Source organism: Flavobacterium sp. PL002 (assembly GCF_054165825.1).
Window position 1 is genome coordinate 973,719 of sequence record NZ_CM135110.1, and the last position, 23,730, is coordinate 997,448.

A 23,730-nucleotide genomic window follows, 5' to 3' on the forward strand; every position below is an offset into this window, starting at 1 on the left:
GAGCGTGATTGTTGTAAAAAAAAATAAATTCAAACGTAGAACCCTTTCAGAATTTACAACTCAGAAAGGGTTCTTTTTTTTTATAAAATAAGTTTCGATAAAAACAGACTTATCTCTATATTTGAAAAAAACAGGACGTAGATAAATGGATATTAAAACTATAAAAAAATACATCAAATTACATAGCAATCCCAATTCAAGAAGCAATTCACATTATGTATATCCCATACTTTTAGAGCATTCTACTACTGCTTTTCAGTTTGAGTGCGAAGGTCAATACGGAGAATATGTGATCAATGTAAAACTAAATGATGCAATAGAAACTTCTTGTTCTTGTCCTTATAAAAAATCATATTCCGGTATTTGCAAACACGTTATCGCATCCTTAAAAATAATTATCGAAGATTATAGTGACGAAATAGAAAACCCTGTTTTAAAAAACAAAGAATACACTAGGTTTGAAGATTTAGGAGATGAAAAAACAACTAAACGAAAAATAAACGAAATTCAGTTAATTGATGGTGTAATTAGCTCCTTGATAATTAAAAATTGGACCGTAGCTCCCAAACACCGTGGATTTTACTATAATGATCTAAAAATAAAAAAGGCTTCCCAAACCGAAGTAACCACAAAATCATCAGGCTGGGATACTTGTGAACAAGTATTTAAATACAATCCCGAAACAGAAATTTTAGAATTTGAATGCTCCTGTTCTAAAACAAAAAAGGTGTGTGAACATATTGGCACTTCTTTGGCAGAAATAGTAGGTGTTTTTGGCCATGATTTATTTTCTAAAAAGTACTTCGATACAAAAATACAGGAAGCAATTGCCGCTTATGACTTTACATTAGAAGACGATTATCATAGTATTTTTAACTTTAGTCTTACTCCCAAAGGATTTCAGGCAAAGCCAAAAATTAAAAATATGATTACCGATTCTCGGGATTTTTCAAGAATATTCAAAGACGAGAATGATGATGCTACCGTGTATTTACCCAATACAAAAACCAACGACAATGAATTTGGACTAGGGGTTTATTTTGAATTTCAACGAAAAACGTTTGAAGGAGTATCCCTTTTTCAGGCCAAATACAATAAAAACAGAACCGACTTTTCTTCTTCAATCACGCTTATAAATACCTATAATTTTGAAGATGCTTTGACTATTTATTCTTCAAACGAAGAGCAGTTCTTACTTACAAAATCGATTCAAATTAACAAATCCTTATCCAAATATAAATCCTCGAAAGATATTGGATTTCTAAAAAAAGCCATCGATTCCAATCAAGAATTCCTTCAAGTTGTACAAAAAAAGTTAAGTTATACGTATGATAATGCTAAAAGTCTTGTTCGGAAAAATCTAGTTCCTTGCATTTTTGAAGATAAAACAATCAAACTATTTTTTACGCTAACCGAAACCAACTATTTCTATACGCTAAAAGCAAAAATTTCATTGGATGACAAAAACTATAATTTAAACGCTTCGGCAATACAAATTTCACATTTATATATCTTTATAGATAACGTTATTATCCCAATAAAAGACACACGCTTGTCTCTCTATCTCAATCATTACAGCAGTCTAGCTGAGATTAATTATCTTAAAAAAGACACTCCTGACTTTTTTGAAAAAATACTATATCCATTATCTAAAAAATTTGAAGTACAAACTACCATTTTCAAAAAATCAAAAGAGAAAACCACTGACGATGATTTAGAAAAGCAAGTTTATTTGACCGATCATATTGGAGAATTTATCACTTTTAAACTAGCCGTAAAATATCCCAATCAGTTAGTAGAGGTGCAGTCTTCTGAAATGCTTTTCGATAAAGAAACCAATCGATATCAAGAACGAAATCAATCTTTTGAAGATAATTTTATAGAAGAATTCAAGCAATTGCACCCCACATTTGAAACGCAAGAAGATTTTTTTTACCTCACACCCGATGAACTTTTCGAAAACTATTGGATGTTGCATTCTATCGAAAGGATGAAACAATTAGGAATAACCGTTTTTGGGGCAAATGACTTAAAATCCTTCAAATTCAATTTGAATAAGGCAGTTATTCGAGTGAATTTAAAATCGGATATTGATTGGTTTGACATTGAAATTGACATTAGTTTTGGCAATCAAAAAGTAAATATCAAGGAATTGCAAAAAGCTTTTTTAAAGAAAGCGAACTATGTTACCTTAGGCGATGGCACACTCGGAATTCTTCCTGAAGAATGGATGAAAAAGTTTGCCAACTACTTTAAAACGGGAGAAGTAAAGAAAAATGGGATTCAGATCTCGAATTATCAATTCGGAATTATTGATGAATTGTATGAAGAATTAGAAAACAAACCCACTTTTTTAGAAGAGCTTTACAACAAAAAACTTCGCTTGCAAAACATCTCAGAAATAGAACCGATTGCTATTCCAAAAGGGATCAAAGCTAAACTAAGAGATTATCAACATCACGGACTGAATTGGTTGGCTTTTTTAGACAAAAATCAATTAGGCGGTTGTTTGGCAGATGATATGGGATTGGGGAAAACATTGCAAACTATTGCGTTTTTACAACATTTAAAAATAACGAATCCTAAGAATCAACCATCGCTCATTATTGCGCCAACTTCTTTAATTTTTAACTGGAAAAACGAAATTGAAAAGTTTTGTCCGACGCTAAAACTATTGACATTTACAGGTTCAAATCGATTAGAAAACAAGGATAATTTCAATAAATACGATTTAATTATTTCTACTTATGGCTCGTTGTTGAATGACATTGAATTTCTGAAAGATTTTAAATTTCACTATGTAGTATTAGACGAAAGTCAAGCGATAAAAAACCCCAATTCAAAACGTTACAAGGCGGTACGTTTATTGAATTCTTACAATAAAATCGCCCTTACAGGTACGCCTATTGAGAACAACACCTTTGATTTATACGCGCAACTCAATTTCTTAAACCCTGGATTATTGGGTAATATGTCCCACTTCAAAACCAATTTTTCTGATGCAATAGACAAAGAGAAAGATGTAGATGCTTCCTTACTTTTAGGTAAAATTATCGCCCCTTTTATGCTAAGAAGAACCAAAGAACAGGTCGCTACCGAATTGCCCGAAAAAACCGAAAGCATTATTTTTTGCGAAATGGAAAAAGAACAACGCAAAGTGTACGATACCTTCAAAAATAAATATAGAGATTATTTGCTTAATAAAATTGATGAAAACGGTGTAGAAAAATCGCAAATGTACATCTTGGATGGATTGACTAAATTGAGACAAATTTGCAATTCGACCGCACTGATTCCGACTGAAGAAGATTTTGGAAATTATTCTGTAAAACTCGAATCTTTAATCGAAAACATCAAAGAAAAAACGGGGAATCACAAAATTTTGGTTTTTTCACAATTTGTAAAAATGCTTCAAATTGTAAAAACTCGTTTGGAAGAAGAACATATTACTTTTGAATATTTGGATGGACAAACTACCAACAGACAAGATCGAGTTGAGAATTTTCAGAATAATGCTGCTGTTCGTGTGTTCATAATTAGTTTGAAAGCGGGTGGAACTGGACTTAATTTGACCGAAGCCGATTATGTTTTTATCATCGACCCGTGGTGGAATCCTGCTGTAGAAAATCAAGCCATCGACCGTTGTTACCGCATTGGACAAACCAAAAAAGTAATGGCCTACCGCATGATTTGCAAAGATACGATTGAAGAAAAAATAGTCTCCTTGCAACAAAAGAAAAAAAATGTAGCTTCGAGTATTATATCAATAGACGACGAGAAAAAATCATTTGATATAAATGAGGTGAAGGAATTGTTTAAATAGGTCATATTTAAGATCAAAATCAATGCCTTTCAAAACACAGTACAGCAATTACAAACGTTTTAGCCAACAAGAACAAAAACTAGATGCTTTGTTAAAAAAACGGGATTGGTAATAATTTAAAGCTTTATTCTATATATAAGTTGTGAATTCCGTTTAATGTCGTGTTTTGTATTTGCTTTAAATGGTGTAAGTTGTTTTTTTACAATTGTTTGTTAGAAAGTTTTTGCATTTAACTTTACGACATTTAAACTTTTGACTTACTTAGTTATTATATATCATCATAATTTTAATACTAAAAAAAAATATAAAATTTTTATTTATCTCTTGTTGGTTTGATTATGTTTCTTCTAGTAAATTAAGATGAAAAATCTCAATCTAAAAAAGTACTTATTTTGAATATTATTTTAACTTTTCTAAACCTCTAAAACCAATTATGGATATATATTAGTCTTTAAAAGAATAAACCAAACTATTTTATAACCTTAATTGGTATAATATGAAATATTTATTAGATTGATACAATTTAATTTTCTTATTTTAACATTTTAAGTTTGAGTGAGGATTAATTTACAACTATTTCTTTAAGCCCATTTGATTGTATAAAGCTCTGAGATATTTTTACTTCTTGTCTCTGTACCACCATTTTTTACTGTATTTGATGTCATCATTCTATTTATGCTTGGCATAGCTGCAGACGGTCCTGCTGGAATTTGTCCAGTAAGATCAAATTGCAATTCATGATCATGTTCTTTAAATTGATCGAGTTCTACAGTTCCAACATTATCTCCAGAAACTTTACCCTGTCCAAGAGGTGTTCGCTTAGTTGCATCTGTATCTATTTTTGCTTTATTATCCCAAGCACGACTAAAATAACCTCTCATATCTGGAAGTAGGGAATAACCATTAGTTCCTTTACCAAATTTTCCATTAAGAAAAGAATTTAATCGGGTATATGTCATTGGTAATTCTGCACTAGCGTTACATAGTGACAACTCCATGGCTGGTGGAACATCGGTAGACATATATTGCTTTCTTTCTCCAATAGTTCCTTCAACAATACAAGGTAAGTTTTCAAGAGCTACACTCCCTAAATTTGCAAATATCTTTCTTATGTAGATTACAGCATCAGTCGAACTAGATTGAATACTTATCACTAACGTACTTGCATTAGAAGCAACATCAAGAACTATATTTATTTCTTTGTGTTCTTTAGATTTAAAAAAAGCAGAAACACTACTAGTATTCATTCCATCATAAATCGAAAAAGTAATTTCGCAATCTAGACTTCCAACATTTGCAATAATAGCACAGGCACTAACTTTTTTACTACAAATCAAATCCTTCCATCTTGGAAATTCATTTATTGTTTGTTTAAAAGTCATTACATCTGTACTTCTACTCTTTATTATAATACAAGAATTTGATTCTGGATCGAAACCAATTTTAGCATTTGCTCCATTATCCTCGTAAACCCAGCCGTCAGGATGTTTATAATCAATATTATTGCCATCTATAATTTTGTTACTGTAATTTATAAAATTATAATTATATACTAAATTTCTTTGAAGCATAGCATATAAAAAATCATCATTATTAAAAAAACTTGAATTCATATTTTTAAAAATTTAGTTATTTAGTTTAAGAAGAAAACCTAAAGGCATTAATTGTACTATCAAACAAAACACTTGTTGCTTCTTTTAAATCAATTAAATCAATTTCTAAATAATTACCTATAATTAATGATGAGTTTGAAGGTTTATTAATTTTCCTCATATATTCCATTTTAACAGGAGTTAGCATATCGTTAGGAAGGATCATATTAGAAGAAATACCTTTAGCAACAAAAACCCAAACAAGTTGAGGCAAATCAAAATAAATAGTTTGGTTTTGAGGAACTGAACCAATACTAATTGTTCGAGATTCTTCTTGATTAACAGCATTTATTTTTTGCGTTATACCTGATGTCAAATTTTTGGTATTTGCTGATTCATTTGAAAGCCCACAAACATGTTTAGAAAAGGCTTGACGATCATAACTATAACTTATTCCATCAAACTTATAAACATTTCCATAATTTATAGGTTGTTGATTATTAAAATCAATAATTTCAAATCGTGAAATATCTTGTGCTGTTGCATTTAAAAAAAAGTCATCAAAAAATTCTACTTCATTAGAGTCTCCAAACGGAGAAAAAGATAAACAAGTAATGGAAAATTCATCTTCTTTACATGGAAAAACGAGAATAATATTCTCATCATTATCCAGAAGAAACCGTCTTCCTTTAGCATCTATGTTAATATTTAATTTTACACCCATCTTTATTTATGTAAAGCCACTTTAACATTATCTATCAAAGTGGCTTTTCTTATTTAGTTTAATAATTGACTTAATGAAGCTCCAGAAGTGATTGCCGTTACTGGTAAACCACCTGCAGCACTTGTTATACCATAAGTGCTAGGTATCATTTCTAAATTATAGTTAATATTTGAAGCATTAAACATAAATGTGCATCCTGGTGAAGCAGCATTGCCTATAACAGCTCCTGATACAATATTTGTTTGAGCAGCAAATAAAACCACTTTTTCATTAGGTTCCATACTTACTGTTCCTTGTGGAGTACTAGTAAAGGCACAAAATGGAGCATAGTCACCATTTACTTTAGCTGCTAAACCAACAGTTACATCAGTTGTTCCTGAAGGACGATTATTCAATATAGAAATTGTTCCCGGTTTTGCGCTTCCTATTGTAGAAAACGTACCATCTGAATTAAATTGAATAGCTGTTCCTAAAGGTAGTTCAATAGATAAAACCTCCATTTTAATAGTAGTATTAGCACCAATTACTGCTTTATTAAAAACATATACTTTATAAAGTGGTTCGTAGTCAATTTCAACACTTCCAAACATTTCTATATATGGCACAGCAAACCAAGTAGGTAATCCCGAAGAAATTTGGTTTGGTCCAGAGGCTCCTTTATATCCAAACAATTTATACTTATTAGTTTGTAAATACTTTAAAATTGTTCTTTGACTTGCATCAGTAAAGTCAAAATCCATTGTAAAAATAGTTGCAGAAGCATCAAACAAAGATGATCTTACAAGTTCTTGTGTTAAATTTCCATTTTTAGTTGACATAGTTTCTAATATTTAATTAATTTATCCCTACTCATAAGCTTTTCAGGTTCCGCCTCGAATTATTTTCTGAAAACGAACAGTTGTTAATAGTTATAAAAATGATCAACATTTTTATTTTACCTCGAGTTTATCGTATAATCTTATCAATCAAAATGTACTTTTAGTTTTTGATTGAGATAAAAATCTCACTACACTGTTGAATTAAATTATATTTTGAATACTCTTGGTTTTATCATGTTCCGGATCTGCAGTATTAGTTCATGATTTCTAGAATATATTTTTACAAATGATTAATAGGTAAAATTTCCATTCTATGTTAAACTAGCGTAATTTCCGCTCACTTGATTTGCGCATGCGGACCAGTATAATTTCAATTTTTCACCAGGAAGCAGTTTTTTAACAGCTTCTTTGATTTTATCGTTAGTTAAAATTAATTCTGATAACAAAATATCTTTATCAACAGTAACGACGTTCTTCTTGTCTCCAATAGTTTTCTTTCCCCAATCCGAAAGCGTCCCTAGATTATACAGTTTAAGATCAGGTGCAAGATCACCTCCTTTATATACTGCCATTGGAGGATCGACAACTTCAGTACCACCTGTAGCATGATGCAATACTATTTTTGCAATTTGATCTTGATGAATCATTGCTGCTGCTACATCGGTTTTTAAAGTGTATCCAATAGGCGGCAAAAGGTAAAGATCAATATTATTAGGAAGTTTTTTGTTTTTAGCTCCTCCTTCGTAACTTCCATGTCCGAGAAGAACAATGTCTTTGTTTGTAATTTGTACACTCATGATTTTTGTTTTTAAATAATTAATTTTTAAACTTTTGTAATCTAATTTTTTATAGTCTTTAACATCAATTATGGTTTTCCATACGTCTATTTCTAACCTTAAAATACAACATGAATACATTCTAAAACTAAATAAATGATCTTGACTTTTACATTGCTTTAGGTATCTATCAGAATCATACTTTTTGCAACTTTCAAAATCATTGAATTCTCTATTAAAGAAATCAACTGTACGAAAATAGGTATAGTCGAAAAGCACTTATTTTTATCCGTGTTTAATTTGAATTTCGAAACTCACAATTAGGACATTTCTAAGAAACCTTTAATTTGACTTCTTTTTTTATCGAAAAAAATTGTACTAATTATTAATTTGTTGAAACTTAAAAAATTAAATATGTTTTTTATTTCTTCTACAAAACTACTAATCAACAAGTACTTAATTTCAAAAAATGGAATGAGGAAAGTATTTTTACCCTTAAAAGCCGTTAAGAGCAGCATAAAAAAAACTTTAAAAAATTAATCATGTCTTTTTTAAAAGTATTCTAAATATGATTAAATGCATGACAAAAAAACGGAACATATTGTTGTTGTTTTTTAAAATTAATTAAATCCTATTAAAAGAAATTTCGACAGAAAATCTAGTCCTTATTTGAATACGCTTACTATTTTTCTACCATGTTTTTTTTATTCTTTTCATCTAAATAATCTCCAAATTTATAACACCATACAAAAGCAATAATTCTTAGTACTAATTTTTTTGATTAAAAACTTTCATTTATTTTTGAAAGTTTGAAAAGATTTGTATACATTTGTACTATGGAATTTAAAGACGCAAAAAACAAATTCGTTCAAACCTGGGGAGCACTAGGATCGCAATGGGGAATTAATAAAACCATGGCGCAAATTCACGCTCTTTTGATGGTTTCAGCAGAACCGGTTTCGATGGAAAATGTGATGGAAGAATTGCAAATTTCCCGTGGGAATGCTAGTATGAACTTACGCGCTTTGATGGATTGGGGAATTGTTTACAAAGAATACAAAGCCGGAGAACGTAGAGAGTTTTTTACCGCCGAAAAAGACTTAGACGAATTAGCAGTAAAAATTGCAAGAGAACGCAGTAAAAGAGAAATCAAACCTGCACTAAAAGTTTTAAAAGAAGTATCGTCGATTAGTGCGAATCAAACAGCAGAAGAAAAACACTTTGTAGAACAAACTACCAAATTGTACGATTTCGTTTTGAAAGCCGATAATGTTTTAGACAAAATCACAGAATACAAAGACAATTGGTTGACTAAGCTAGTTGTGAAGTTTATGAAATAAGAATAAAAAAATTTAACCAAAACTTTCATTCTTTTCTGAAAGTTTAAAAATATTTAAAGTTATGAATTTTCTAAAAGTATTAAATACAGTTGCGATTATGATTCCGTTACTCTTTGTTATTGTTGGTTTATTTATTACTGACCTACTTGCGCTAGCAATGATTTCAACAATATTAACAGGTATCATTCAATTAATTATAGGAATTTCTTATTTCATGAAATTCCCTAAAAACAATGATATTAAAATCTATTTCGTTTTTGTTGTCTTATTTTTCATTTGCATAAGTTTCAATTTAACTTCAGGTTGGATTTGGATCTTACCTCCAGCCCTTTGCTCTTATTTATCGATATTAATTTATTCACCAAAAGAATAAAATCTTAAGCCATGAAAAATTACAAACTTTACCACACCATAAATCAAATTCTATATTTCACCACCTTATTTTTATACTTTACTGTATATTTAGGCATGCTTTTTCAAATGGTATTAGGTACCGCACAGATCGTGATTGGAGTATTGTTAACTATTTCTATTAAAAAGATGAATAAATCCACTAAAAAAAGAATTCTAATTTACTGGACTCTAGTATTTATTTCAGCAATATTAATCGGTTCCAATTATTATCATGGAACGGATATAGGCAACTTATTTACCATATTTATTATACCAATGCTTATAGCTACTTATTTCTATTATGTAACAGCAAATATTGACAACAACTCTTTCTTAAAAGCAAATTGGACCAATTTAGCCTTAATCAACTATGAAGTTGATGCTAAATTACTTGAACACTATATTCCAAAAGGAACTGAAATCGAACTATATAATGGCAAATGCTATGTGAGCTTAGTCGGATTTATGTTTGAAAATGTCAAAATATTAGGATTCAAAATTCCGTTTCATGTGAATTTTGAAGAAGTAAATTTACGATTCTATGTAAAGAGATTTGAAGATGGAAAATGGAAACGCGGTGTTGTTTTTATAAAAGAAATTGTTCCCAAACCTGCTTTAACTTTTGTTGCAAACACAGTCTACAAAGAGCATTACCAAACGCTACCGATGAAACATTCTGTAACTCAAAATAATGAATCAAACAATTATGAGTACCAATGGAAAACAAACGGAAAATGGAATTCTATGCTAATCGAAACAGAAAAAAAAGCATTGGATATTGCAATTGATTCAGAAGCGGAGTTCATCACAGAGCATTATTTTGGATATACTAAAATAACCGATAACAAGACTTTTGAATACGAAGTAAAACACCCTAGATGGAAGCAACTAAAAGTCAAAAAACATAAAATTGACGTTGATTTTAATGCGACTTATGGCAATGAATTTGACTTTTTGAAAAATAGTATCCCAACATCGGTCTTATTCGCAAAAGGTTCTGAGATTAGTGTTGAAAATAAAAGAGAAATAAAATGAAAACTTTAGACAACCACACCCTTCTTTACGATGAAGAATGCCCAATGTGCAACATGTACACCTCAACATTCATCAAAGCAAATATGTTAGATAATCAAGGTAGAAAACCATTTGTAAATATAACAACCGAAGAAGAAAACTACATTGATTTAGAAAGAGCCAAAAACGAAATCGCTTTAGTCGATAAAGTAAACCAAAAAGTATATTACGGAATTGACAGTTTACTCAAAGTAATTGGGAATTCTTTTCCTTGGATGGAGAAAATAGGTAATTGGAAACCCATAAATTACTTTTTGAAAAAGTTATACAAATTCATCTCTTACAACCGAAAAGTAATTGTTCCTAGCAAAACTAAGGCCGAACACAAGATAAATTGCATTCCAGATTTCAATACAAAATACCGTTTATTCTATATTGCATTTGCTACTTTATTTACAGCATTAGTTTTATTTCAATATGCAGAATTGATTGTATTTTTACCAAAAGGGACTTTCGTAAGAGAACTACTTTTAGCAGTGGGACAAATAGGTTTTCAAGCGATTTTTACACAAAAATTAGACAAACAGAAACAACTTAACTACATAGGCAATTTAGTCACTGTTTCCATAATAGGAAGTTTGCTTTTGTTACCGATATTAATCTTAAACAGTTATTTTGATCTAAATGATTATTTTATTTTAGGTTGGTTTGGATTAACCGTGAATTTTATGATTTACGAACATTATAGAAGAATTAGCCTACTCGAATTACCTAAATATTTAACCCTAACATGGATTTTGTATCGAATAATCGCATTGGTCATCATCTTAAAATTATAACATCATGAAAAAACTAATCATTGCAGCAGGAACAGGGTTTTTGGGTCAAGTTCTAGTCAAACATTTCGAAAATAAATTTGATGAAATTATCATTCTTACACGTGGTCAAAACAGTATAAACGGTAAAGTTAAATTGGTCAATTGGGATGCCAAAACATTGACAGGTTGGGAAACAGAATTAGAAAACGCCACTGTTTTAATTAATCTCGCAGGTAAATCGGTGGATTGTCGCTATACCGAAAAGAACAAAAAAGAAATATTACTTTCTCGTATACAAAGCACCAAAGTGCTTAACCAAGCCGTACTCGCTTGTACAAATCCGCCAAGACATTGGCTGAACTCATCAACCTCAACTATTTATCGTTTTTCATTAGACAAACAAATGAGTGAAGCAAATGGAGAAATTGGGAATGATTTTTCGATGAATGTAGCGCAATCTTGGGAGAAAGCTTTTTTTAAGACCACTACCCCTAAAACATTAAAAACAGCTTTGCGTACTTCTATCGTTTTGGGTAAAAATGGTGGTGCTTTTATTCCCTTAAAACGATTAACACGATTAGGATTGGGAGGTAAACAAGGAAAAGGAAACCAATTCATTAGTTGGATTCATGCTGAAGATTTTGCTAGAGCCATTGATTTTATTATCGAAAGTCAAATGACGGGCGTTATCAACATCGTTTCACCTCAACCTATTTCTAATAACGATTTCATGGAGAAATTACGAAAACAATTGAACGTTTTTATCGGAATACCAACGCCCGAGTTCCTATTAAAAATTGGAGCAAAAATCATTGGAACAGAAACCGAATTGGTATTGAAGAGTAGAAATGTGATTCCGAAACGACTATTAGAAAATGGTTTTAATTTTAAATTTAAAACGTTAGATGCAGCAATAAGAAACATAATAAAATGACAACAATACAATTATCAACAGTTATAAAGGCACCTATTCAAATTGTTTTTGACTATTCTAGAAACATTGACACCCACCAACAATCAGCAAATAAGACTAGTGAAGTAGCGATAGCAGGCAAGACAAAAGGGTTAATAAATAAAGGCGAAACCGTGACGTGGCGAGGAAAACACTTTGGCCTCTACTTACAACATCAAAGTATTATTTCACAGATGGAATTGTATACTTATTTTGTAGACGAACAGTTAAAGGGACATTTTAAAAGTTTTAAACACCAACATTTTTTTGAAGAGAAAAATGGAGTAACCATTATGAAAGATGTAATGGAATATGCAACACCTTTTGGTATTTTGGGGACGTGCTTTGATTTACTTTTTCTAAAAAAACACCTTAATAATTTCCTTATACAAAGAAACAATTATTTAAAACTACAATCTGAACAAAAATCGCTACAAACAAGTCATTTTAAACTCATTTAATTTTTCTAATTGAAAATTTTCGTATTCTATTACAACTTCAAAACCCTCAGGATAATTCGCTGTTATAATACTCACATGGGCTGATCTTAATTGAGACAATGGTAAAGGCATTATGAATTTTTCATCAAAATCATAATCATGCATTTGCCCCGTAATAAACCCAGACCATGCTTGCAGTTTGTACTGCAAGCCATCAGCATCAAAATCTCTTTTAAAAGCATACCCATAAGTACTTCCCATTACGCAACCCTTAGCGCTTAAAATTAACACCTGATTCATTACATCATAGGTTGCTTTTATTTCATCTGAAGGTATTGTTCTTAAAAATCCCATAACAAATAGTGCCATAATTAATACATTTATTACCCAAAATCATACATAAAAGTCTAATCCTTTTTTCAACAAATAAAAATCTCATTGTCCTGCATTAATTCTTAATTGAACCCGTAGGGACAATCAAACTCTATTTAAACAATTATGAGCAACCCGAAAAAACTTTCTTTAATCTTTATATAAAACTACCTTTTCAAATCATTGTATTTCTAAAAAATGGAATGAAAACATATATTTAAGGTATAAAATTGGTAAATAGGCGAATAAAAAAACCTTTGAAGTTTTAATTCAAAGGTTTTTTATGTTTCTAAAAAAAAAAAATGGATAACTACTTTAAAACACGTGTTTTTTTAATAATATCCTTATATTTTTCACTTAAGGTCGCTTTATGACCATTCATTAATACAATTAGATTATCTGAGGGTATAATTTCAATAATTTTATCATTGTTTACTATAAAATTACGGTGGGTTCTAGAGAATTTGGTATTGTCTAGTAACTCTAGAATTTTAGTTAATGAAATCAAAATGACAAATTTTTCTTTTTCAGTAATAATATTACAGTATTTCTCTTCAACTTCTATGTATATAATCTCTTGAATATGAACTTTCTTCAATGATTTACCTTTTTTAATAAAGAGATATTCCTCTGTGATTACAGTATCCTCATCATCTCCTAAAAAAGCATCTTTTTGAAAATAAAATTTTTCAATAGCTAAGTCAATCGCATATAAAATCTCTAATTCATTAAATGGCTTCATCAAATAACTAAATGGCTTAGTTAATTTTGCTCTTTCAAAAATTTGCCTGTCAGTACAACTAGTCAAGAAAACAAAAGGCTTCGCGCCATTAGGGACTATATTAATTGTTTCTGCAAATGCAATTCCGTCAGGAGAACCATTTAAAAAAATATCAACGATTACAATATCAACCTTATTATTATAAAACAAATCTAAGGCGTCCTTATGATTTGTTGCTAATCCTACTATTTTAAAGCTATTAGACTCTAATAGTTTTATTAAAGAATCACTTTCAGATGGGGTATCCTCAATAATTAATACTCTAATATTATCCATTTGGGTTTGTTTTAGGTAAAGATACAATGATTTTTGTACCTTTTCCTATTTCACTTTGTATATCTAATTTCCCAATATTTTTTTTAATCATTGATTTACAAAGCTGCATACCTAATCCAGCACCAATAATATTCTCATTTTCTTTTTTAGAAAGCAAGGTAGTTTCTTGAAGTAATTGTATTCGAGTACCTTCATTCATCCCCAAACCAGAATCTTCTATTATTAAATTGCAATACAGTTCATCATGATTTTCAGAATAGATTTTGATAGTACCATTTTCTTTAGAAAATTTAATTGCGTTGTCAATAAAATTGCGAAGAATTAGTTTTAAAGATTCTTGATCAGCAAAGACAATATCCTTTTTAGATACAATATTCTCAAATAGTATATTCTTTTCAGCTAATAAATGCTGGTAGTTATACGCTACGTGCTCTACAATAAAAAACAACCGATGGGATTCAATTTCAAAATAAGATTGCTTTGTTTGTAACAAAGCCCAATTGAGTAAATTATCTAATAAATTATAAGTACTATTTGCAATTGTACTGTTTTGATGTAATAATTTATCAATTTCAATTAAGTTCCTAAGCGCCAAATTTTCTTGTAGTTTAGCATTACTACTTTTCATAGCATTTACAGAGGATCGTAAATCATGACTCACTATTGAAAAAAGTTTGTCTTTAGTAGCATTTAATTCATCGAGTGACTCTTTTTGAGCTAGTATAATTTTATTCCTTTTTATTTTTTCTCGATAAAAATAGACAGCAATACTTAACAATAATAATAAAACAATGGCTGAATAAAGTAACCCATTTCTCTCAGCAATTTTTATCTTATTTTCTGCTTGCAGTAAACTAACTTCCTTTTGCTTTTGCTTAACTGCAAATTGCTTTTCTAACTCTGCTACTTGCCATATTTTGTTTTGGTCGTTTAAAGAATCTTTCCATTGATCATATTCTTTTCTATAAACTAATGATTTTGAAAAATCTTTTCTATTTTCTTCAACAACAGCCATATTGAGAGCTGTTCTTCTTTTTAAATCGAAATTTTTGATTATTTTAGATAATTGGTAAGCTTTTTCAAAATAAGGAATGGCGAGATTGTCTTTGTACTGTTGATAATACAGTGTAGCAATATCTCCATAAGAGCTTATAAGAAAAATAGAATCTTTTTGTTGCTCTTGTAATCTAGCACTTTCAAGTAAATAAAATTCGGCTTTTTTAAATTCATTGAGATGTAAATAACATACTCCTAAATTATGTTTTATACGACTTTTTTTTACTCCTAGAAGTTTAACATCATTTACAGTGTCAATTTCTTTGAAATACTTAATCGCTTTTTGAAACTCTTTTTGCTCTAAAGCAATTTCACCTAACTTTGTCTTCGTAGCATAATAAAAAGTAAACTCTTTAGTAACTTTTTTAAACTCTTTTTGGCTCTCATTAAATATTTTCTTTTCTATAAAACTATATCCTCTAAATAAGTGACAATAATTCTTAATTTCTTGATTTTGTGAAGACAGACTTAACTGTTTCATGGTATAAACTAATGTAGAATCCCAATTCTTCTCTAAAAAAAAGAATTGTGCTTTCTTAAAATTCAACTCAGTCATGAATGAAGTACTTCTGTTTTTTATTTCTTGCTCAAAAGTTAATGCATTAGTATTATGCTGAGAAAAAACAAATAAAGAATGAGTAAAAATAACAAACAAAAAAATTACTTTGCATACATCTTTCATAGGCGAGTTTTGATCGCAATGTAGTCAAATTTGAGAAATAAAAAAGCAGAGAAAATTATTCCCTGCTTACATTTAATAATGTTGGTCTAATTTATTCACTACTATGTCCCTGATTGCACACTTGTTTCAGTACCTCTAGATGCAATTGGATCCTTATCAATCAAAAACACTTCTACAGTATCTACCTGACCTAACTTAACTCCTTCTGGTAATTTTTCTTGTTTGGCATCAAAATTCAATTCGTAACTTTTAAAATTGCAAGATTCAACCTCTTTATAATTATACGTAATAAAAAATTGCAATTGCTTAGTACCTGCGCTTGAAATCGAGTAAGACTGGGTTACGTTAATAGTTGGGTTCTTAAACTCTTCTATTATAAATACCACTACACTAATATTAATCCCGCTGCCCTCTTTATTTCGGTTTGCTTCAATTAAAGCGGGTAAAGGTTTTTTAGAACGAGTATGATTAAACTGTATTGAACCATTAGATTGGGGTGTAAAATTACCTAAATTTACATAAGGGTCAAATTTGACTTTTTTTTCTACTTCAGTTGTTTGCATAATTAAATATTTAAAAATTAATAATCAGTTACTATAAAAAACAAATTAACTTTTGTGCAATTGCTTTAAAAAAGCGTTACCATTTCTAAATAATTAGGCTAAGACAAACTCAATATCTTTTTCTACTTCTCTTCTAGAAATAGGTGATTTTTAATATAAGCCATAGCCTAAAGCAATGAAGCCTATTCATCTTTGAGGAAACACTTCAAGCTGCAATTTGACAATTTAATTATAAAGCGCTTCTTAATAATAACATAGAGCTCTTTCAAAACTTCTTTACATAACAAATCTAATTAATTATGTTTAGAAGGAACTCATTTTAAACAAAGGAAATATAAAGTACTTTTAATTTTCAAACATTAGGCATAAGGCCTTATATTTTAAGCACAAAACCACTTTTTATTAGTACAAGACACTAAAAAAGTTCAATACAAATAGTAAAAATTCATAGTTATCTAAAAAAACACCACCATCAACCACCAGAAAATAGGAATACTCTCTACCCATAAAGATGTGTAATATTTTGAGCGTTTTTCATTGGCGAAAGCCAAAAATAAACCAAGCATTAATACTAGAATTCCGTTGATGATTAATTGTTCTTCGATGAAATTATTTTTCAAAAACTCTAAAAAATAAAAAGGAATCAACAGCAACAAACCAGCAACTTTTGTTCGTTTTACCCCTATTTGTTGTGGCACCGTTTGCAAATGCGGATCATCATTGGGCATATCCAAGATTTCGAAGATTAAAATAAGTACAAAAACAAGAATAAAGCGTTGGACGCATTTCAAGAAAAAATCATTCCCCAACAAAATATGCGCATTCAATAAGGGCAGGACTAAAGTCACTCCTACCCAACACAAAGCCACAATATAAATTTTAACTCCAGCCCAGTTTCGAGCATTTTTTCTATTTGGAAAAAACGGCAGGGTATATAACAATGTCAGACCCAAAACTCCAACAGAAACAATTTGCGTAATCAATTCAAGCTGAAAAAAATAATAGGCTACACCAAGTAACGACACAAAACTCAATGTTGCAATTAGTTTCAGCTCGTTGCGCATTGCTCTTTTTTTGGCTCTAGCCAAAGCATCATACTTCACAAAATTATACCCAACAATTGTACCCAAAAAAGCAAAATTTGCCATAGCTACATCTTCCTTTATGTTGAACATAAAATGGGTCATTCGCACTAATGCATACACTGACAAAGCCACATGAATACTGCTGCGAATATAAAAATCAAAAAATCTTTTAAAACTAATCATTAAACAAATCTAATCAATTGTGAACAAATACCACATTTAGTTGAAAAATTGATAAAAAATCAATCCAAAAACACGAATTAGATTGTTTATAATACTTATTTTTGCAACACTAAAAAAACACAACATTACCATACTTACATGAAAACAGACTCATTTGCATTAAGACACTTAGGCCCAAGGGAAAACGACTTACCAAAAATGTTAGAAACCATAGGTGTTGAAACTTTAGATCAGTTAATATACGAAACTATTCCTACTGATATTCGTTTAAAAAAACCTTTAGAATTGGAGCATATTATGACCGAATACGAATATGCAAATCACATTCGTTTATTAGGGCGTACCAATAAAGTCTACAAATCATACATTGGTTTAGGATACCACCCTACAATTGTTCCTCCGGCAATTCAAAGAAATATTTTTGAAAACCCAGGATGGTACACGGCATACACGCCTTATCAGGCTGAAATTGCACAAGGTCGTCTAGAAGCGATTTTGAATTTCCAAACTATGGTGATTGAATTGACTGGAATGGAAATTGCAAATGCTTCGTTACTTGACGAAAGTACCGCTGCCGCAGAAGCAATGGCTTTGTTGTATGATGTACGTTCAAGAGATCAAAAAAAGAATAACGTTTGTAAATTTTTCGTTTCAGAAGAAATTTTACCACAAACATTATCTGTTTTACAAACACGTTCAGCACCTATTGGTGTAGAATTAGTTGTTGGTAACCACCAAGAGTTTGATTTCTCAAAAGAATTCTTTGGAGCAATCCTACAATATCCAGGAAAGTATGGTCAAGTATACGACTATGCTGATTTTATCAAAAAAGCGAATGAAAACGAAATAAAAGTAGCAGTTGCTGCTGATATTTTATCCTTAGTAAAACTGACTCCTCCGGGAGAAATGGGAGCTGATGTAGTAGTTGGAACAACTCAGCGTTTTGGAATACCAATGGGTTACGGTGGACCACATGCTGCTTACTTTGCTACTAAAGATGAATACAAACGTTCTATGCCGGGTAGAATCATCGGTGTGTCGCAAGATGCAGATGGTAACCGTGCGTTACGTATGGCATTACAAACAAGGGAACAACATATTAAACGTGAAAAAGCAACTTCAAATATTTGTACTGCTCAGGTTTTATTATCTGTAATGGCTGGAATGTTTGCTGTGTATCACGGCCCAAGAGGTTTGCGTTATATCGCTAATAAAGTCCACTCGATGGCAGTTACGCTAGCCGATGCTTTGAATAAATTAGGCGTTTACCAAACTAACTCTTCTTTCTTTGATACTATTGTTGTAAAAGCAGATGCTAAAAAAGTAAGAGCGATTGCAGAAAGAAACGAAATCAACTTCTTCTATATTGATGATGAAACGATTTCTATCTCGATAAACGAAACAATTTTGTTTAAAGATGTTAATGAAGTAATTGCTGTTTTTGCAGAAGCATTAGGAAAAGATGCTTTTGAAGTAAGCGAATACACTTTGGAAAACAACTATCCAACAACTTTAAACAGAACAACAGAATTTTTAACGCACGAAGTATTCAACAAATACCACTCCGAAACGAGTTTAATGCGTTATATCAAAAAACTAGAACGTAAAGATTTATCATTGAACCACTCGATGATCGCTTTAGGTTCTTGTACAATGAAATTGAATGCAGCAGCAGAAATGTTGCCATTGAGTATGCCTTATTGGAATACTATTCACCCATTTGCACCTTTGGATCAAGTAGAAGGGTATACAAAAATGCTTAAAAAACTAGAGCATCAATTGAATGTTATTACTGGTTTTGCTGGAACTACATTACAACCTAACTCTGGTGCACAAGGAGAATATGCTGGATTAATGACTATTCGTGCGTACCACCATTCAAGAGGAGACGATAAAAGAACAATCTGTTTGATTCCGGCATCGGCTCACGGTACAAACCCGGCATCGGCAGCGATGGCTGGAATGAAAATTATCGTAACGAAAACTACAGAAAACGGTAATATTGACATCGAAGATGTTAGAGAAAAAGCATTACAGTATAAAGATGAATTATCTTGTTTAATGGTTACTTACCCATCTACACATGGTGTTTTTGAAAGTGCTATTAAAGAAATTACTCAAATCATTCACGACAATGGCGGTTTAGTATATATGGATGGTGCTAATATGAACGCACAAGTAGGACTAACAAACCCTGCAACAATTGGCGCTGATGTTTGTCACTTAAACTTGCACAAAACTTTCGCTATTCCTCACGGAGGTGGTGGACCAGGTGTAGGGCCAATTTGTGTAAACGAAAAATTAGTTCCGTTTTTACCAAGTAATCCATTAGTCCAAGTAGGTGGCGAAAAAGGTATTACAGCAATCTCAGGAGCTCCTTATGGTTCGGCTTTGGTTTGCTTGATATCTTACGGATACATTTGCATGTTAGGAGCAGAAGGAATTACCAATGCTACTAAATACGCAATTTTGAATGCGAATTATATGAAAGCGCGTTTAGAAGCCCACTACCCTATTTTATATTCTGGTGAAAAAGGAAGAGCGGCACACGAAATGATCTTGGATTGTAGAGGTTTTAAAACCAAAGGAATTGAAGTTTCGGATATTGCGAAACGTTTAATGGATTATGGCTACCATGCACCAACGGTTTCTTTCCCTGTGGCTGGAACATTAATGATTGAACCAACTGAATCAGAAGATTTAGGAGAACTAGATCGTTTTTGTGATGCAATGATTGCTATTCGTCAAGAAATTGATGCTTCATCAGCAGACGAGCCTAATAATGTATTGAAAAATGCACCACATACTTTAAATATGTTAACGGCTGATACTTGGGTTTTACCTTATACAAGAGAGAAAGCAGCGTATCCATTAGAGTATATCGCTGAAAATAAATTCTGGCCAAGTGTTCGTCGCGTTGATGAAACTTATGGTGACAGAAACTTAGTTTGTAGCTGTGCGCCAATTGAAGCGTACATGTAATAAATTATGGATTTATATTCTAAAAATGCCTCGATTGTTTCGAGGCATTTTTTTTTGGTTACAATTAATACAACTTTCAATAATTTAAAGATACTTCAAAACTGTAGTATTTAGACTATAATAAACAGCAATGAAAAAACAATAGCTTTTTTGCACATATATTAAAAAATCATCAGTAAATTAGCTAAAAAGCTATTATTCTATAATTATATGCACGCATAGTAAATATCATGGCTATATTTATTTTTTTATCTTTAAATTAGCCTCAAATTTGGAAAACAATTCGATGAAAATAAAAATAACTGGGATAGGAAGTTATATTCCTGAGAAAAAAGTAAGCAATTCCGACTTTGGAGATCATGTTTTTTTGAATGAAGACGGAACCCTGTTTGGACGTCCAAACAATATTATAATAGATAAGTTTAAAGGAATAACAGGAATCGAGCACAGGCGTTACGCTGAGGAAAATCAAAATTCATCTGACTTAGCCTTCTTAGCCTCGCAAAAAGCAATTGAGAATGCAGGAATTGATCCTGAAACAATTGATTATATCATTTTTGCTCACAATTTTGGTGAGGTGAAATTTGGGACTACACAAGCAGATACAGTACCTAGTTTAGCTACTAGAGTAAAGCACAAACTACAAATAAAAAACCCTAAATGCGTTGCCTACGATATCCTTTTTGGATGTCCAGGTTGGATTGAAGGCGTGCTTCAAGCAAATGCTTATATCAAATCTGGAATGGCAAAACGCTGTTTAGTAATTGGGTCTGAAACTTTATCGAGAGTCGTTGATGACCACGATAGAGATTCCATGATATATTCTGATGGTGCTGGTGCTTCTATAATTGAAGCTTCTGATGATGATGAAACAGGACTACTTTCCTACGAAAGTGGTACCTATGCCATGGATGAAGCTAACTACTTGTTTTTTGGACAGTCTTACAACAAAGACCTAGAAGAAGATACGCGTTACATTAAAATGCACGGTCGCAAGATTTACGAATTTGCATTAACAACTGTCCCTGCTGCTATGAAAAGCTGTTTGGACAAGAGCGGAATCGCAATTGATGATGTAGCAAAAATATTGATTCATCAAGCAAATGAAAAAATGGACGAAGCCATCATACAACGTTTTTACAAACTGTATGACAGACCCGTTCCTCAAGACATTATGCCCATGAGTATTCATGAATTAGGAAACAGCAGCGTAGCTACCGTACCTACTTTATTTGATTTATTGATTAGAGGCGAAATAAAAGACCAACAAATAAATAAAGGAGACATCCTTCTTTTTGCTTCGGTAGGAGCTGGAATGAATGTAAATGCTTTTATATATAGGTATTAATTTTAAAGAATTTGTTTAAATACAAGTCCGCTATTATTGCAATAGCGGACTTGTTCTTTTTATTGAAATACTAAATAGCAATAAATTATATCTAATTAATGTAAACTGCAATAAAATACTGTTCATAAAGAAGGATATCTTTGTAACTTTGCAACTTTATAAACCATAACGAACGAGGAGCAACTTCGTTCCCGCAACGACTATGTACGAAAAAACGTTTCCTAATAAAAGATTCAAGCATACTTTAGAATTTTTAAATAAACACATTTCAACTTCAGAGAGCATTTTGGATTTAGGTGTCGAAAATCCTTTTTCAAAAATAATGAAAGAAGATGGATACACTGTTAAAAACACTTCTGGCGAAGATTTAGATCTAGACCAATCAGTATTTTCAAAAGAAAAGCAAGATGTAGTAACCGCTTTTGAAATTTTTGAGCATTTGCTAAACCCATATACTATTTTAAGTGAGATAAAATCAGATAAACTTTTTATTTCCATCCCAATGCGTTTGTGGTTTTCGCCAGCATATAGAAGTAAAACAGACATGTGGGACAGACATTACCATGAATTTGAAGACTGGCAACTGGACTGGTTATTAGAAAAAACAGGATGGAAAATTATTGATAGACAAAAATGGACCAATCCAGTGAAAAAATTTGGTATACGCCCATTATTGCGTTATTTCACAAACAGGTATTACATAGTTTATGCTGAAAAAATAAAAAAACAAGTATAAATTATCCTTTTTTATTTTACAACTCAAGATTTTAATTCCCTTTAACCAAATGAATTACTACATAGTTATTCCTGCACACAACGAAGAAGCTTTGATTAGTCTAACATTAGAGTCATTAATTTCGCAGACATTATTACCAAAAAAAATAGTGATTGTGAATGATAACTCTACAGATGAAACTGCCAGTGTCGTTTTGGCTTTCGCCAAAGAGCATCCATACATAACATTAGTAGAAAAAAAATCTAGTGCAATTCATTTACCAGGAAGTAAAGTAATACAAGCATTCAATACCGGCTTAGAAACTCTTGATCAGGACTATGACATCATCATGAAAGCTGATGCTGATTTAATATTTCCAGCTAATTATTTAGAAACGCTAACAAAACATTTTCACTCAGATCCTACTATAGGTATGGTAGGCGGTTTTTGTTATATCGAAAAAAACGGCGATTGGATATTAGAAAATCTAACCGATAAAGATCATATACGAGGTGCCTTAAAAGCCTATCGTAAAGAAACTTTTAAACAAATAGGTGGATTAAAAGCCCAAATGGGTTGGGATACAGTAGATGAATTACTTTGTAAATTCTATTATTGGAAAGTAGTTACAGACAACTCTTTAAAAGTAAAACACTTGAAACCAACAGGAGCTAATTACAATAAAACAGCTCGTTTCAAACAAGGAGAAGCATTTTACACCTTAGGTTACGGATTTTTAATTACAGCAATAGCTTCGGCAAAATTATCTTTTATGAAGAAAAAACCTTTGCTGTTTTTTGATTACATCCAAGGATTCTGGAAGGCTAAATCATCTAAAAAACCACTAATGGTAACCGAAGAACAAGCACTCTTTATTAGAAATTACCGCTTGAAAAAAATGAAAGAAAAAATTTTATAAGCCCAGCTATTACTTTACTATTTATAAAATACTAAATACTATTCACTAAATTTGTAATTTAGCCCATATTCGCAAAAC

20 protein-coding genes are annotated in these 23,730 nt (G+C 31.2%); 11 read left to right on the plus strand and 9 right to left on the minus strand.

Features of this window, described 5'->3' with window-relative positions; translation table 11 throughout:
- Positions 1–145 precede the first annotated feature (145 nt).
- Positions 146–3,823 (plus strand): SNF2-related protein, encoded by a 3,678-nt coding sequence (locus ACVEGE_RS04315; RefSeq protein WP_192500723.1) that lies wholly within the window; start codon positions 146–148, stop codon positions 3,821–3,823.
- A 581-nt stretch (positions 3,824–4,404) separates the two neighbouring features.
- On the opposite strand, the gene ACVEGE_RS04320 is transcribed toward ACVEGE_RS04315, so the two are convergent.
- From ACVEGE_RS04320 to ACVEGE_RS04335, 4 genes are all read right to left on the minus strand, one after another.
- Complete coding sequence (locus tag ACVEGE_RS04320; RefSeq protein WP_192500724.1) at positions 4,405–5,436, minus strand: hypothetical protein; 1,032 nt, start codon at positions 5,434–5,436, stop codon at positions 4,405–4,407.
- A gap of 25 nt (positions 5,437–5,461) precedes the next feature.
- The gene (locus ACVEGE_RS04325) at positions 5,462–6,139 is read right to left on the minus strand and encodes a hypothetical protein (protein ID WP_192500725.1); all 678 of its coding nucleotides are present in this window, start codon (positions 6,137–6,139) and stop codon (positions 5,462–5,464) included.
- Between the two features lie 53 nt (positions 6,140–6,192).
- On the minus strand, positions 6,193–6,957 hold the full coding sequence (locus tag ACVEGE_RS04330) for a hypothetical protein (protein ID WP_225738101.1): 765 nt from the start codon (positions 6,955–6,957) through the stop codon (positions 6,193–6,195).
- A gap of 311 nt (positions 6,958–7,268) precedes the next feature.
- Positions 7,269–8,012 carry a putative adhesin gene (locus ACVEGE_RS04335; protein WP_458008623.1) on the minus strand — a complete coding sequence of 248 codons (744 nt, stop codon included), beginning with the start codon at positions 8,010–8,012 and terminating at the stop codon, positions 7,269–7,271.
- Positions 8,013–8,569: 557 nt separating this feature from the next.
- Here ACVEGE_RS04335 and ACVEGE_RS04340 point away from each other — a divergent pair.
- The 6 genes from ACVEGE_RS04340 (at position 8,570) to ACVEGE_RS04365 (ending at position 12,711) form a co-directional block, all read left to right on the plus strand.
- Positions 8,570–9,073 (plus strand): GbsR/MarR family transcriptional regulator, encoded by a 504-nt coding sequence (locus ACVEGE_RS04340; RefSeq protein ID WP_192500727.1) that lies wholly within the window; start codon positions 8,570–8,572, stop codon positions 9,071–9,073.
- A 61-nt stretch (positions 9,074–9,134) separates the two neighbouring features.
- Positions 9,135–9,446 carry a hypothetical protein gene (locus tag ACVEGE_RS04345; RefSeq protein WP_192500728.1) on the plus strand — a complete coding sequence of 104 codons (312 nt, stop codon included), beginning with the start codon at positions 9,135–9,137 and terminating at the stop codon, positions 9,444–9,446.
- Positions 9,447–9,457: 11 nt separating this feature from the next.
- A complete protein-coding gene (locus ACVEGE_RS04350) occupies positions 9,458–10,501 on the plus strand; it encodes a YqjF family protein (RefSeq protein ID WP_370566971.1) in 1,044 nt (347 codons plus the stop codon).
- Positions 10,498–11,319 carry a DCC1-like thiol-disulfide oxidoreductase family protein gene (locus ACVEGE_RS04355; protein WP_192500729.1) on the plus strand — a complete coding sequence of 274 codons (822 nt, stop codon included), beginning with the start codon at positions 10,498–10,500 and terminating at the stop codon, positions 11,317–11,319. The genes ACVEGE_RS04350 and ACVEGE_RS04355 overlap by 4 nt, the downstream gene beginning before the upstream one ends.
- A gap of 4 nt (positions 11,320–11,323) precedes the next feature.
- Positions 11,324–12,232 (plus strand): TIGR01777 family oxidoreductase, encoded by a 909-nt coding sequence (locus tag ACVEGE_RS04360; protein WP_192500730.1) that lies wholly within the window; start codon positions 11,324–11,326, stop codon positions 12,230–12,232.
- Complete coding sequence (locus ACVEGE_RS04365; protein WP_192500731.1) at positions 12,229–12,711, plus strand: SRPBCC family protein; 483 nt, start codon at positions 12,229–12,231, stop codon at positions 12,709–12,711. Before ACVEGE_RS04360 ends, ACVEGE_RS04365 begins: the two co-directional genes overlap by 4 nt.
- On the opposite strand, the gene ACVEGE_RS04370 is transcribed toward ACVEGE_RS04365, so the two are convergent.
- The 5 genes from ACVEGE_RS04370 to ACVEGE_RS04390 all read right to left on the minus strand — a co-directional run bounded on the left by ACVEGE_RS04370 (position 12,682) and on the right by ACVEGE_RS04390 (position 17,688).
- The gene (locus ACVEGE_RS04370; protein ID WP_173856659.1) at positions 12,682–13,059 is read right to left on the minus strand and encodes a hypothetical protein; all 378 of its coding nucleotides are present in this window, start codon (positions 13,057–13,059) and stop codon (positions 12,682–12,684) included. The genes ACVEGE_RS04365 and ACVEGE_RS04370 overlap by 30 nt on opposite strands.
- Positions 13,060–13,372: 313 nt before the next feature.
- Positions 13,373–14,119: a LytR/AlgR family response regulator transcription factor gene (locus ACVEGE_RS04375; RefSeq protein WP_192500732.1), complete on the minus strand. Its 747-nt coding sequence runs from the start codon at positions 14,117–14,119 to the stop codon at positions 13,373–13,375.
- A complete protein-coding gene (locus ACVEGE_RS04380) occupies positions 14,112–15,857 on the minus strand; it encodes a tetratricopeptide repeat-containing sensor histidine kinase (RefSeq protein ID WP_192500733.1) in 1,746 nt (581 codons plus the stop codon). Before ACVEGE_RS04380 ends, ACVEGE_RS04375 begins: the two co-directional genes overlap by 8 nt.
- 101 nt (positions 15,858–15,958) lie before the next feature.
- Complete coding sequence (locus tag ACVEGE_RS04385) at positions 15,959–16,420, minus strand: hypothetical protein (protein ID WP_192500734.1); 462 nt, start codon at positions 16,418–16,420, stop codon at positions 15,959–15,961.
- 455 nt (positions 16,421–16,875) lie between these two features.
- Positions 16,876–17,688, minus strand: coding sequence for a UbiA prenyltransferase family protein (locus ACVEGE_RS04390; protein WP_192500735.1), 813 nt, complete (start codon positions 17,686–17,688; stop codon positions 16,876–16,878).
- A 138-nt stretch (positions 17,689–17,826) separates the two neighbouring features.
- On the opposite strand from ACVEGE_RS04390, the gene gcvP reads away from it, so the two are divergent.
- From gcvP to ACVEGE_RS04410, 4 genes are all read left to right on the plus strand, one after another.
- On the plus strand, positions 17,827–20,670 hold the full coding sequence (gene gcvP, locus ACVEGE_RS04395) for an aminomethyl-transferring glycine dehydrogenase (protein ID WP_192500736.1): 2,844 nt from the start codon (positions 17,827–17,829) through the stop codon (positions 20,668–20,670).
- 286 nt (positions 20,671–20,956) lie between these two features.
- Entirely contained in the window at positions 20,957–22,018 is a 1,062-nt protein-coding gene (locus ACVEGE_RS04400) for a 3-oxoacyl-ACP synthase III family protein (protein ID WP_192500737.1), read from the plus strand.
- Positions 22,019–22,220: 202 nt separating this feature from the next.
- Positions 22,221–22,754, plus strand: coding sequence for a methyltransferase domain-containing protein (locus tag ACVEGE_RS04405; RefSeq protein WP_173852576.1), 534 nt, complete (start codon positions 22,221–22,223; stop codon positions 22,752–22,754).
- Positions 22,755–22,803: 49 nt separating this feature from the next.
- Entirely contained in the window at positions 22,804–23,652 is an 849-nt protein-coding gene (locus ACVEGE_RS04410) for a glycosyltransferase family 2 protein (protein ID WP_192500738.1), read from the plus strand.
- Positions 23,653–23,730: the final 78 nt, after the last annotated feature.